At 71.4% G+C, this 13,274-nt stretch carries 9 protein-coding genes and 1 pseudogene; 9 read left to right on the top strand and 1 reads right to left on the bottom strand.

All coding sequences use genetic code 11. The annotated features are described in order from the left end of the window. The first annotated feature begins 76 nt into the window (after nucleotides 1-76). The 6 genes from GWK25_RS26240 to GWK25_RS26215 all read left to right on the top strand — a co-directional run bounded on the left by GWK25_RS26240 (nucleotide 77) and on the right by GWK25_RS26215 (nucleotide 8,344). On the top strand, nucleotides 77-1,198 hold the full coding sequence (locus GWK25_RS26240; RefSeq protein ID WP_215453614.1) for an ROK family protein: 1,122 nt from the start codon (nucleotides 77-79) through the stop codon (nucleotides 1,196-1,198). Nucleotides 1,199-1,473: 275 nt separating this feature from the next. Next, nucleotides 1,474-2,799: an ABC transporter substrate-binding protein gene (locus GWK25_RS26235; protein WP_215453613.1), complete on the top strand. Its 1,326-nt coding sequence runs from the start codon at nucleotides 1,474-1,476 to the stop codon at nucleotides 2,797-2,799. A 123-nt stretch (nucleotides 2,800-2,922) separates the two neighbouring features. Further along, the gene (locus GWK25_RS26230; protein WP_215453612.1) at nucleotides 2,923-3,834 is read left to right on the top strand and encodes a carbohydrate ABC transporter permease; all 912 of its coding nucleotides are present in this window, start codon (nucleotides 2,923-2,925) and stop codon (nucleotides 3,832-3,834) included. Beyond that, nucleotides 3,831-4,733, top strand: a complete 903-nt coding sequence (locus tag GWK25_RS26225) for a carbohydrate ABC transporter permease (RefSeq protein ID WP_215453611.1) — start codon at nucleotides 3,831-3,833, stop codon at nucleotides 4,731-4,733. Before GWK25_RS26230 ends, GWK25_RS26225 begins: the two co-directional genes overlap by 4 nt. Nucleotides 4,734-4,741: 8 nt before the next feature. Next, nucleotides 4,742-6,442 carry a hypothetical protein gene (locus GWK25_RS26220; protein WP_215457590.1) on the top strand — a complete coding sequence of 567 codons (1,701 nt, stop codon included), beginning with the start codon at nucleotides 4,742-4,744 and terminating at the stop codon, nucleotides 6,440-6,442. Between the two features lie 69 nt (nucleotides 6,443-6,511). Further along, the gene (locus GWK25_RS26215) at nucleotides 6,512-8,344 is read left to right on the top strand and encodes a hypothetical protein (protein ID WP_215457588.1); all 1,833 of its coding nucleotides are present in this window, start codon (nucleotides 6,512-6,514) and stop codon (nucleotides 8,342-8,344) included. 83 nt (nucleotides 8,345-8,427) lie between these two features. Here GWK25_RS26215 and GWK25_RS26210 read toward each other — a convergent pair whose 3' ends face one another. Further along, entirely contained in the window at nucleotides 8,428-9,087 is a 660-nt protein-coding gene (locus tag GWK25_RS26210) for a nucleoside/nucleotide kinase family protein (protein WP_215453609.1), read from the bottom strand. A gap of 90 nt (nucleotides 9,088-9,177) precedes the next feature. Between GWK25_RS26210 and GWK25_RS26205 the strand changes: the two genes are divergently transcribed. The 3 genes and pseudogenes from GWK25_RS26205 (at nucleotide 9,178) to GWK25_RS26195 (ending at nucleotide 13,273) form a co-directional block, all read left to right on the top strand. After that, on the top strand, nucleotides 9,178-10,056 hold the full coding sequence (locus GWK25_RS26205) for an ANTAR domain-containing protein (protein WP_215453606.1): 879 nt from the start codon (nucleotides 9,178-9,180) through the stop codon (nucleotides 10,054-10,056). Between the two features lie 57 nt (nucleotides 10,057-10,113). Then, nucleotides 10,114-10,917 (top strand): HAD family phosphatase, encoded by an 804-nt coding sequence (locus GWK25_RS26200; protein ID WP_251829041.1) that lies wholly within the window; start codon nucleotides 10,114-10,116, stop codon nucleotides 10,915-10,917. Continuing rightward, nucleotides 10,914-13,273, top strand: a pseudogene (locus tag GWK25_RS26195) (glycoside hydrolase family 65 protein). The gene GWK25_RS26200 and the pseudogene GWK25_RS26195 overlap by 4 nt, the downstream one beginning before the upstream one ends. Nucleotide 13,274 lies beyond the last annotated feature (1 nt).

The following is a 13,274-nucleotide window of genomic DNA, read 5'->3' as shown; positions in this document are numbered from 1 at the left end:
AGAGGGCGTCAAGGGTGAGGACGCCTGATACCGCACGACCGTGCGGCCGGATGATCGCGGCACGACTGGGGAGACCATGCAACTGAGCGAGAGCGCGCGCGCCGTCTTCGCCGTACTGGCCGCGTCGAGCACCGCCACCCGCCCCCAACTGGCCACCGGGGCGCGCCTTTCCAAGCCGACCGTGTCCACCGCCGTGGCGGAGCTGGAGGCCGCCGGGCTCGCCGCGCGCTCCGGCACCCTCACGGGCGGAACGGGCAGGTCGGCGGCCGTGTACGACCTGGGGCTCGCCGCCGGCGCGGTCCTCGCCGTCGACCTCGGCCCGAGCGTCACCCGGGTGCGGGTCTGCGCCCTGGACGGCGCCCTGCTCGCCGAGGGCACCGGACCGCGGGCGGACACCGTCGACGTCGTCGCGGAGGCTCTGGGGCGGCTGTCGGCCGGGGCGCCGCTGCGGGCCATCGTGGTCGCCGTCGGCGACGTCACGACGCAGGGCCGGGAGGGCGCGGCCGTACGGCCGGCGACCGCCAAGGCGGGCCCCATCTTCGACGCCCTGACGGTGGCCCTCCCGCCCGGCGTGCCCGTGCACGTCGAGAACAACGTGAACTGCGCCGCCCTCGCCGAGCTGCACGAAGGCGCGGCCCGGGGCCGGGACACCTTCGGCTATCTGCGGATCGGCGTCGGCATCGGTCTCGGTGTCGTCATCGGCGGCCAGGTGCTGCGCGGCGCGAACGGCGCCGCGGGCGAGGTGGCCCGGCTGCCCTACCCGTGGGACGTGGACCGGGAGCCCCGCCACGAGGGCCTGGAAGCGCACATAGGAGCGGGTTCCCTGCTGCGGCGGGCGGCGGACGCCTGGCGGGGCGTGGACGGCGTGTGCCCCGACACCGTCGACGGGCTGTTCGCGCTGGCCGACGCGGGACACACCACGGCCCGCGCCGTCGTCGGCCGGCACGCCGCCGACGTGGGCCGACTGGCCGCCGCGGCGACCGCGGTGCTGGACCCCGGCCTGATCGTGCTGGGCGGCGCCGTCGGCTCCAAGCCCCGCCTGCTGCCCGGCGTACGGGCCGAGCTGGCCCGCCTGAGCTGGCCCACCGAGGTCGTGAGCAGTGCGCTCGGCGACAGCGGCACCGTGGTGGGGGCCAGCCGCCTGGCCGTGGCCCGGGGAATCCAAACCGTGACCGGAGGGGCGGGGGTGAAGCATTGACGGACTCCACCGGCATCTGCCAATGTCCGGACAAGCGCTTTCTAGGTCGGCCGGGACGCCGACTTGGGGCGAGCCATCCCGCCCGTACGCGACGTACGGCAACCGCACGAGGGCGTGCCCGTGCGGTGACAGCCAGAACGGCTGGGGAGCCCGCCCCGCGTGAGACGCGGCCGGGCGAGGCCGCGCCCGGAGAGCGACGTTTCCTGCAAACTGCACCCGTGCCGCCTCCGTCGGCGCCGTGCTCTGTCCCCATACGACGAAACAAGGGATCGAAGATGACCACTGTGGGTGTGCGGCGCTCCAGCCGACTCGGCCGCGGCGGTACGCGCCGCCTGGTTCCCCTCGCTGCCGGCGTCTCGGCGGCCGTCCTGTTGCTCTCCGCATGTGGAGGAGGGGAGTCCGACTCGGGCGGTACCTCCAAGTCGCTGACGTTCTGGATCTCCACGGTTCCGGGGCAGGACGCGGGCTGGAAGAAGATGGTGGCGCAGTACGAGAAGGAGACCGGCGTCAAGGTCAAGCTCGTCAACATCCCCTACGAGGGCTACACGACGAAGCTGCGCAACTCCGCGCAGGCCAACTCGCTCCCCGACGTGGCGGCCGTGCCGGCGCTCGACCCGATCTGGTCGAACAAGCTGATCGACCTCAGCGACATCGCCAACGACAAGGCGAACAAGATCAACGCCAACTTCCTGGCCAAGGACTCGTCCGGGAAGGTGCTGTCCATTCCCTCGGACGTCACCGCGTCCGGCATGTTCATCAACAAGTCGCTCTTCGAGAAGGCCGGCGTCGACTACCCGACCTCGCCGGACAAGACCTGGACCTGGGACGAGTTCATCAAGGCGGCGAACGAGGTCCGGGAGAAGACCAAGGCCAAGTACAGCCTGACCTTCGACCAGTCGCCCTCCCGGCTGCGCGCCATGGTCTACGAGATGGGCGGCAAGTACGTCCACGCCGACGACTCCGGCAAGTTCTCGGTGGACGACGCGACCAAGAAGGCCGTGAAGACCTTCGTCGGCTGGAACGACGACAAGACCATGCCGAAGTCGGTGTGGACCAGCGGCGCCGACCCGTCGGCCATGTTCCAGAGCGGTGACGTCGTCGCCTACTGGTCCGGCGTGTGGCAGGTCGCCGCCTACTCGGAGAGCATCACCAAGTTCGAGTGGGCGAGCGTCCCGACCCCCGCCCAGCCGGTGCAGGCCAGTGACGTCAACAGCGGCGGCATGACGGTCGGCTTCAACAACAACGCCGACGCGGCCGCCGCCGCGAAGAAGTTCCTGTCCTGGCTGTACGAGCCCGACCACTACAGGACGCTGTGCGAGACCTCCGGCTTCCTGCCGGTCGAGACCGGTCTGAACCCGAAGTACCCCTTCAAGTCCGAGGCGGCGCAGGCGGCGTTCAAGCTCTACAACGAGTCCATCCCGCTCTACGACCCGATCTCCGGCTACTTCAACAGCGCGCAGACGAACTGGGTGCTGAAGGGCAAGAGCCTCGCCGAGGACCCGACCAAGACGGAGCTCGGCAAGGCGATCAACGGCCAGCAGTCGTCGGACAAGGCCCTGGAGAACATCGTGGCGGGCTACAACCAGCAGGTCGGCGGCTGAGCGTAGGCCGACAGTCCCGGGCGGCGGGTTCGAGACGCCGCCGCCCGGGCCCGGGCCCGCGTGATGCCGGGCTCAGGTCCTGAGCCCACCGGAACTCAATTTCACCAGCACGGAGTCAGGAAGATGACAAAACGCGCCTCGGCCGTGTCCGCGAGCCCGCCCAGGAGACGCAGCAAGTACACCCTTGCGCCGCTCGTGCTCATCGCGGCCAATGTCGTGCTCTTCTCGCTGTTCTTCGTCTGGCCGGCGGTGATCGGGCTCGTCTACTCCTTCACCAACTACACAGGCGTCGGGGCGTTCCAGTTCATCGGACTGGACAACTACGACAACCTGCTCGGGGACACCACCTTCTACGACGCGCTGACCCGGACGCTGCTGTACACCGTCCTCTTCGTCCCGCTGAACTTCGTGGTCTCCCTGCTCGCCGCCAACCTGGTGGTGAGCAAGCACGCCAAGGGCGGGTCGGTCGCCCGTGTCCTCTTCTTCATCCCGTGGCTGCTGTCGCCCATCGTCGTGGGTGTCCTGTGGCGGTGGATGTTCGGTGAGAACTTCGGACTGGTCAACTACGTCATCGAGAAGTTCGGCGGAGACGCCGTTCCGTGGCAGTCGAATGCGGACCTCTCGCTGCTCGTGGTGGTGATGGCGTCGTCCTGGGCGTGGACGGGCTTCACCATGCTGCTGTTCATCGCGGCGATCAAGAACGTGCCGGTGTCGTACTACGAGGCCGCCTCGCTCGACGGCGCCGGCCCCTGGCGCCAGTTCTTCAGCATCACCCTGCCGAGCATCGCGCCCACCTCGTTCATCGTCATCCTGCTCAACACGATCAACGCGATGAAGGAGTACCCGGTGTTCGTCGCCCTCAACAACGGCGGACCCGGTACGTCGAACAACCTGCTGGTGCAGTACATCTACGAGACCGGCTTCAAGCGGGGCCAGATCGGCTACGCGAGCGCCGCGTCGTTCGTGCTCATGCTCATCCTGATGGCCGTCGCGATCGTCCAGCTGATCGTCAACCGGCGGGTGGAGAACCGATGACAACCACAGACATCCCACGCCCGGTCGACGCCGGTTCCGGTCGGACCGTCTCCAAGAAGCCGCCCCGCCGCGGGGGCCGCGGCGGCCTCCGGCAGGCGGTGTCCGCGACGACCCTGCTGTGGATCCTGGCGTGCCTGTACGGGCTGCCGGTGCTGTGGTTCGTCCTCAGCTCCCTCAAGCCGGCCGGCGACCTGTTCTCCGTTCCGCTGACGCTGATCCCGCAGAACCCCACGCTGTCGGGTTTCAGAGCGGCGTGGGACAGCGCCAACTTCTCCCAGTACTTCATCAACACCACCATCGTGTGCGTGATCACGACGATCCTCACGGTGGGAGTGAGCTGCTGCACCGGGTACGCGCTGGCCAAGTACGACAACAGATGGCTGAAGGCCTTCTTCATCTGCATCCTGGCCACCACGATGCTGCCGGGCGAGGTCATGCTCGCCCCGTCGTTCCTGGTGGTCCGCGACCTCGGCCTCTACAACTCGTTCGCCGGCATCATCCTCCCGGCCGTGCTCACCGCGACCGGATGCTTCATGTTCCGCCAGTTCTTCCTGACGGTTCCCGACGAACTCGTGGAAGCCGCGCGCATCGACGGCGCGCGTGAGCTGTCGATCTTCCTGCGGATCATGGTGCCGATCTCCCGGCCCATCATGCTCACCCTCGCCATCCTGTCCTTCCAGTGGCGGTGGAACGACTACATCTGGCCGCTGCTGATGCTGAACGACCCCAACAAGTTCACCGTGCAGATCGGTATCCAGAGCATCGTCGGCGCGCAGAACATCAACTGGTCGGTCCTGCTGGGCGCCTCGGTCATCTCCATGATCCCGCTGATCGCCGTCTTCCTGGTCTTCCAGCGCTACGTCATGAACGCCGACATCAACGCCGGACTGAAGGACTGACCTTGCCTTTGCCCGTGCCGCTCGACCACGAATTCGTGCGCGCGGCGGCCCGCGCCGCCGACGGGCCGGCCGACCCGTCGGCGGACTTCATCGAGCCGCACCGCGCCCTGGCCCGGCGGGTGAAGACCCTGGTCGCGGCGTACCGCTCGCCGGAGTCCGCCCAGCACGGCAGCGAGCGGGCCGTCGCCGCCGCGCTGACCCACCTGCGGGCCCTGCGGTCCGTGCAGACGGCCTCCGGCCTCTTCGCGGGCGGCGACAACGTCCAGTCACCGCCGGACTCCGCGTTCACCGTCAACGACGTGTGCGACGCGCACGTCCTCGCCGCGGGCGCGGGGCCCGAACTGGCCGACGTCACGGCGGCGCTCGCCGAGATCGCCGGCGCCGCCACCGGCGCTCTCCTGACGGGCGGGGTGCACACTCCGAACCACCGCTGGGAGCTGAGCGCGGCGCTCGCCCGTCTGCACCGGTCGTTCCCCGACGAGCGGCTGCTCGCCCGCGCCGAGGAGTGGCTCGCCGAGGGCGTCGACATCGACACGGAGGGCCTGTACTCGGAACGCAGCGCCGTCTACGCGTCCATCGTGACCAACCCGGCGCTGCTGCTGCTGGCCGAGGTGCTCGGGCGTACCGACCTGGTGGACGCCGTCGAACGCAACCTCACCGCGACCCTGGACCTGATCAGGCCGGACGGCACGGTGGAGACCGTCCACTCGCGCCGCCAGGACCAGAGGCTGTCGTTCGCGCTGTGGCCCTACCTGCCGCACTACCGGCTGCTCGCGATCCGCACCGGCCGGGGCGATTTCGCCCGCGCGGCACGCCTGGCGGCCGCCGACGGCATCCACGACCCCGACCTGCTCGCCCAGACGCTCCTCACCCCGGACCTGTGCCGCGCCCTGCCGGCCCCGGAACCGGAGACACTCCCGCGCCACCGGTACCTCGCCACCGCACGCCTCGCCGCACACGCCTCGGCCACCGCGCACACGGTGGTGTACGGCGGCTCGGACGTGCCCGAGCACCGCCGCGTCCGCTCGGGCCTCGCCTGCAACCCCACCTTCCTGCGCCTGTTCGCCGGCGACGCCGTCCTCGACGCGGTCCGTCTCTCACGCGGGTTCTTCGACCTGGGCCCCTTCCGCGCCGCCGGCATGCGACAGCTCGCCGACGGCCGGTACGAGCTCACCCAGACCCTCACGGCCGCCTACTACCAGCCGCTCCCGGCGGACCGGCGACGGGACGACGGCGCGTACCGGCTGGTCGACGACGGACGTTTCTCGGCCTCCATGGCCTTCCCGGACCGGCCCCGCGACGAGGTCTCCCACACGACCCGCGTCGAGGTGGACCTGCGGGACGACGGCGCCGACCTGCGGATCGACATCAGCGGACCCCGGGTGCCCTGGGCCCTCGAACTGACCTTCCGGCCGGGCGGCGTGACAGAGGGCGCCGAACCGATCGGCGACGGACGCTGGTGCATGACGACCGGACCGATGACCTACCGCGCCGGAGACGACGAGATCAGGGTCGAGGCCGCCGTCGAGACGGGCGAACCGCTCGCCGGACCGGACCGGAGCGACGTACTGCGCTACGACCCCGGGCAGGACCACACCCTGGTCGGCGGCACCGACGCGACGACCGGCAACCGCGTCCTGCTCGGCGGACTCGGCCCGCACACCCTGAACCTCGCTCTGCGCGCCCGCCGGGCCGCCCCCGCCGGGTGACCCGATGAACCACACCATGGCCACCACAGGCATGAAGGACTGATCCCCGTGCACCTCACGTCCCCTCCCGTGCATCTCCCACGCCAGCTCGGCCCGCTGCACGACCTGCCGGACAGCCCCGAGGCGTACGACGCGGTCCTCGCCGACGTCGTCGAGCAGGCCCTGGCGCGGATCACGCCCGAGGGCAACCTCGAACACCCCGACTGCGTCGACGACATCGGCGACACCTCCCTCGGCATCACCTCACTGCTCGCCCTCGCCTGGCAGCGCACCAAGGACCCGCGCCTGCCCGAGGCGGTCGGCCGCAGCACGGACTTCCACCTCCGAGAGCGCGTCTTCACCGACGACAACCCCGGCTACCCGAACCTCAAGGTCCGCGACTCCGGCTTCCCGTACGCCCGTTACACCCTGGCGCCCGGCGCCCACCCCATCGGCGACTGGCCGAGCACCGTCTGGGCGCTGCTCCAGGCCGTCAACCTGCTCGACCTCGCCGACGGCCTCCTCACCGAAGAGCAGACCCACGCCCTGCGGGAGACCGGCCGGGGCTACTGGCGCTGGCTCACCGAGGCGACCTTCTTCAACCCGCAGGAGGCCGGCAACCAGGCCATCGGCTGTGTCGTCGGCGGCCTGATGCTGGCCCGCCACCTTCCGCCCGAGGACGGCAGGCGGATCCGTGAGCAGGCCATCGCCCTGTACGTCGAGGAGATCCGCGCCCACCGGGTACGCGACCGGGGCGCCCTCCTCCCGCCCGAGCACGGCGGCGCCTACGACAACAACTACGGCCCGATCTCCCTGTCCTTCCTCGCCCAGGCCCACCTGGTGAGCGGCGAGCAGATCTTCGCCGAGGACGGGGAGGCGCTCGCCCGCTACATCGACGCACGCCTCACGGCCGGCGGCTTCGACAACGGCGGCCCCCGCTACAGCGAACAGCACTCCGGCTTCGAGTCCGTGCTCGGCCTGCGCTACTTCGGCCACCGCGTCGGCGCCGACCTGGGCCGCTACCGGGGCGACACCCGGTGGGGCCGGCACGCGGTCAATCCGGACGGCCGGGTCGACGGCCACTTCGCGTGGATGCTGGTCTGGCAGATCCAGGACACCACGCCCTGGCACCGCACCCCGTCCACCGATCCGGTCCGGCACCAACTGCGCGCCGGACGGGTCTCGGTCGCCTTCGACTCCAGGATGACTCCCGCCCTGGTCGAGGCCGACGGGACGTACTTCCTCCCGGCCGCCGTCAACCGCCAGCACGGCTTCGGACCGGTCGTCGACGGCTTCCTGCTCTGCCGCCCCATGGGCGAGACCCGGGTCCGGGACGTCCGCGCCCACGGCCTGTCGGCCAAGCTCGTCACCAAGCCCGTCGTCACCCGCGACCACGTCCTGCGGCACGTCCGGTCCCTGTACGTCACCGACGGCACCCGGCTGTGGACCACGGTCGCCGTCGAACGCCTGCCCGGGGAGCCGTACCTCCTCGCCGGACTGCCGTACGTCGCGGACGGCGCCGAGGGCCTGTGCCGGATCGCGGACGCCGACGTCGCCTCCGCCGGTGACCTGTGGCTGACCCATCCGGCCGCCGAGGGCCCGGAGTTCTTCGACGCCCGCGCCGCCACCACCCAGGAGCAAGCCGCCTTCGCCCTCGCCGCCGACCCCCGCGGCTACGGAAACCCCGACGAGGGCTGGTCCCACCTGGTCGCCTCCACGGCCGTCGAGGCCACCCCCGCACCAGGGGCACCGGACGACCTCAGCGTCTTCGCCGTCCGCTACGGCGGCTCCGGCGAGGTCTTCGACCCCACCTTCGACCGTGTCGCGGAGGGGCTGAGGGTCCGCACGGAGGCCTTCACCGCCGTGATCGGCGACCCGGCGGGTGACCACCGGGGCGAACCGACACTGACCGTGCGAGCCTGACCCCCAAGCCCGACCACGGGTCCCACGAGCCGGCAGCCCGACGTTCCTGACGACGTCGGGCTGTCTCGTTCCCCGGCCCGCCGCTACGCCCCCGAGTCCATCGGGGGCATCGCCGACCCCGGCACGATCAGGTCCGCGTACGGCCTCGTCGCCGCCACCAGCTCCGCGTTCCGCTCGTCCGTACGGAGCACCCAGGCGACCGCCTCGTCATGCCCCTTGCCGAACTCCTCGTGCCGGGCCACCAGACGACGGACGCGTTCGGTCTCGTCGAGGTCGCAGAACCACACCTCGTCCAGGTGGGAACGGACCCTTGACCAGGGCTCCCCGTTCACCAGCAGGTAGTTCCCCTCGGTGACGACCAGACGCGCGGACGGCGGGACCGGGATCGACCCCGCGATCGGCTGCTCCAGGGTCCGCTCGAAGCCCGGGGCGTACACGACGTCGTCCTCGTCACCCCGCAACCGCTCCAGCAGGGCCGCGTACCCCGCCGCGTCGAACGTGTCCGGCGCGCCCTTGCGGTCCCGGCGGCCCAGGCGGTCGAGCTCCACGTCGGCCAGATGGAAACCGTCCATGGGGACATGGGCGACCCAGGGCTCCCCGCCGCCGTTGAGCTCCCGGGTCAGCCGCTCGGCCAGGGTGGTCTTTCCCGCCCCGGGGCCGCCGGCGACACCGAGGAGGGCACGACGATCGGGGCGGACCAGGGCGGCGGCACGACGCAGCAGGTCGTCGAAGGTGACAGGCATGAGGAAGACCGTAGACGCATCCGGCGTACTCCGGCCCGGATCGGGCAGACGACCCCTGCTGTGGTCCGAAGTGAGGAAAGCGGAAGGTATATGCGTGCGAGACCCTGGTCGGAGCCGTACGGCGACGACGAGGCGGTGCGGGAGGAACTGGCGCGCCTGCGCGCCGAGGTGCGGCAGCTGCGCGCCCGGATGGAGGGCCGTCCGCTGGTCGCCCAGGCCCAGGGCATGCTGCGGGAACGCTACGCCCTGCCGGACGCCGAGTCCGCGTTCGCGCTGCTCCAGCGGGCATCACAGCAGTACAACGTCAAGCTGCGCACCCTCGCCGAGGCGGCCGTGGGAGCGCCACGTCCCGATGACCGCGGCGCGCTGTGGTTCCCCGGCCGGGCCCGGCACGCCGAGCCGGCCCTGAGCTTCGAGGAGGAACAGGACCGCCGCGCCGGACGCGGCAACCGGAGCCGCGTCCTGACCGCCGTCCTCAGCCAGACCCTCGCGATCGTCGGCACCGACATGGGCAACGTGCAGATCGCCGACCGCACCGAGGGCGGACTGCGCATGGAGCGGCACACGGGACACACCCAGGACTTCGTCGACTTCTTCGCGTACGTCGGGGACGACGGCACCTCCTGCGCCAAGGCCGCGCGGGAGGTCGCCCAGGTGACCGTCGAGGACGTCGCGACAGACGCGGTGTTCACCGAGGACGCCCGCTCCGCCATCCTCCACGCGGGCAGCCGTGCGTGCCACAGCGTGCCGCTCGTCACCGCTTCCGGGCTGTGCGTGGGCATGGTGTCCGCCCATTTCGAGCGCCCGCTGAAGGGGCTGACGCGAACTCAGCTCAAGGCCTTGGCCGTCGCCGGCGCGGAGGCGGGCGAGTGGCTGGCCTGGTACGACCGGACCGTCGTCCTTGACGCCCTCGAACACCTCCACGCCCTCGGCCGTGCGCACGGCGGCGGCAGCATCAGTCGCCGGTGAGAGGGGTTCTCACCCGTGCGGCCCACTGACTCCCGCCCAGCGGGGAACCCCCACCCCATGACAGACACGCCCCGCCCGACCACGTCGACCGAAGCGACCACGTCGACCGAAGCGACCGGATCGACCGAACTCGGCCTGCCCCGAAGGATCCGCGCCTGCCTCTTCGACCTCGACGGGGTCATCACCAGGACGGCCGTGGTGCACGCCGCCGCCTGGCGCAAGGCGTTCGACGAGTTCCTGCGCCGACGCGACGGCGACGCCTTCCGGCCCTTCGACCCCACCGCCGACTACGACCAGTACGTCGACGGCCTTCCACGCGCCGACGGCGTCCGCACCTTCCTGGCCTCCCGCGACATCCACCTCCCCGAGGGCACCCCCGACGACCCGCCCGACACCCCCACCGTCCACGGCCTCGGCAACCGCAAGAACGAGATCCTGCTGGACCTCATCCGCACCGACGGCGTCGAGCCCTACGACGGCACCCTGCGCTACATCGAGCGGGTCCGCGCCCACGGCCTCGGCACGGCTGTCGTCTCCTCCAGCACCAACTGCCGGGACGTCCTGCGCTCCATCCACGCCGAGCATCTCTTCGACGTCACCATCGACGGCGTGGTCGCCGCCGAACGCCAACTGCCGGGCAAACCCCGCCCCGACACCTTCCTCGCCGCCGCCCACGACCTCGGCGTCGAACCCGCGGAGGCCGCCGTCTTCGAGGACGCCCTCGCCGGCATGGACGCCGGACGCGCGGGCCGCTTCGGTCACGTCGTCGGCCTCGACCGCGTCGGCCAGGCCGCCGCCCTGCGCGCCCACGGCGCCGACACCGTCGTCGCGGACCTCACGGACCTGGGGGACTGGGCGTGATCACACACAGGTCGTACGGCGTCGAACCGTGGGCGCTGCGCGAACGGGGCCTGCACCTCGACGTCCTGCCGCAGAGCGAGTCCCTGTTCGCCCTCGCCAACGGACACATCGGCTGGCGCGGCAACCTCGACGAGGGCGAACCGCACGGAATGCCCGGCACCTACCTCAACGGCGTCCACGAACTCCATCCGCTGCCGTACGCGGAGGCCGGCTACGGCTACCCCGAGTCCGGGCAGACCGTCATCGACGTCACCAACGGCAAGATCCTCCGCCTGCTCGTCGACGACGAACCCTTCGACCTGCGCTACGGCCGGCTGCGCTCCCACGAACGCGTCCTCGACCTCCGCGCCGGCGTGCTGCGCCGCGACTGCGAGTGGACCTCCCCGGCCGGCACGACCGTCCGGGTGCGCTCCACCCGGCTGGTGTCCTTCACCCAGCGGGCGATCGCCGCCGTCGCCCACGAGGTCGAGGCCGTCGACGACGAGGCGCGGATCGTCGTCCAGTCGGAGCTGGTCGCCAACGAGCAACTGCCGCGGCGCCGGGCGATCCCCGGGCCGCCGTCGCCCTGGAGTCGCCGCTGGAGCCGGAGGAGCACTTCGCCGACGGCACACGGCTGCGCCTGGTCCACCGCACCCGCCGCAGCGGCCTGCGTGTCGCCGCTGCCGCCGACCACGTCGTCACCGCCCCCGGCCAGGTCACCACCGGCGCGGAGAGCCGGGACGACGTCGCCCGCCTCACCGTCACCACCGTCCTCGCGACCGGCGAGCGCCTGCGGGTGGAGAAGACGGTGGCCTACGGCTGGTCCGGCACCCGTTCACTGCCCGCGGTCGGCGACCAGGTCGACGCCGCCCTCTCCGCCGCCGCGTACGGCGGCTGGCAGGGCCTCGTCGACGAACAGCGCTCGTACCTCGACGACTTCTGGGCCCGCGCCGACGTCGAGGTCGACGGGGACGAGGAGATCCAGCAGGCCGTACGGTTCGCCCTGTTCCACGTACTCCAGGCGGGCGCCCGCACCGAACAGCGCGCCATCCCCGCCAAGGGCCTGACCGGCTCCGGCTACGACGGCCACGCCTTCTGGGACACCGAGACCTTCGTCCTGCCGCTGCTCACCCACACCGTCCCCGGCGCGGTCACCGAGGCGCTCCGCTGGCGCCAGAACACCCTGCCCGCCGCCCGTGAACGCGCGGCCCAACTCGGCCTGAAGGGCGCCGCGTTCCCCTGGCGGACCATCGACGGCTCGGAGCGCTCCGCGTACTGGCCCGCCGGCACGGCCGCCTTTCACGTCAACGCCGCCGTCGCCGACGCGGTGGTCCGGCACACCACCGTCACCGGGGACACCGCCTTCGAACGGGACACCGGCGTCGAACTCCTCGTCGAGACCGCCCGGCTCTGGCGCTCCCTCGGCCACCACGACCACCACGGCGCGTTCCACATCGACGGCGTGACCGGCCCGGACGAGTACAGCGCCGTCGTCGACGACAACACGTACACCAACCTCATGGCCCGCGCGAACCTCCTGGCCGCCGCGGACGCCGTCGAACGCCACCCCGACCGGGCCCGGCTCCTCGACGTCGACGACGAGGAGAGCGCCGCCTGGCGCGACGCCGCCCAGGCCATGTACGTCCCCTACGACCACGATCTGGGCGTCCACGAACAGCACGCCGGGTTCACCCGCCACCAGCGCTGGGACTTCGAGAACACCGGGCCCGACCAGTACCCGCTGATGCTGCACTTCCCCTATTTCGACCTCTACCGCAAACAGGTCGTCAAACAGGCCGACCTGGTCCTCGCGCTGTACAAGTGCGGCGACCGCTTCGACGACGAGCAGACGGCCCGCGACTTCGCCTACTACGAGCCGCTCACCGTCCGCGACTCCTCCCTGTCGGCCTGCTGCCAGGCCGTCATCGCCGCCCAGGTCGGCCACCTCGACCTCGCCTACGACTATCTGACCGAGTCGGCGCTGATGGACCTGGCGGACCTGGAGCACAACACCCGCGACGGCCTCCACATCGCCTCCCTCGCCGGCACGTGGACGGCGCTGGTCGCGGGTTTCGGCGGGATGCGCCACCACGGCACGACCGTCGGCTTCGCGCCCCGTCTCCCGGAGCGTCTGAGCAGGCTCGCCTTCGACGTCGGGCTGCTCGACGCCTGTCTGCGGGTGGAGATCGTCCCTCGTCACGCCACCTACACGCTGCTCTCCGGCGACTCCCTGACGATCCGCCACCATGGCGAGCGGGTCACCCTCGACGGGGACAAGCCCCGGCGCCTGGACATCCCGGCCCCGAAACGGCCCGGACCGGCGCCGGACCAGCCCCGGCACCGGCGCCCGGGCCGCCACCGGGGCCGAGTGGGCTGAG

The sequence above is a fragment of the Streptomyces sp. ATCC 21386 genome, assembly GCF_018728545.1.
In the GTDB taxonomy this organism is placed as follows: Bacteria; Actinomycetota; Actinomycetes; order Streptomycetales; family Streptomycetaceae; genus Streptomyces.
The sequence above is the reverse complement of the archived record's forward strand: the minus strand, read 5'-3'. Positions and strand labels throughout refer to the sequence as shown.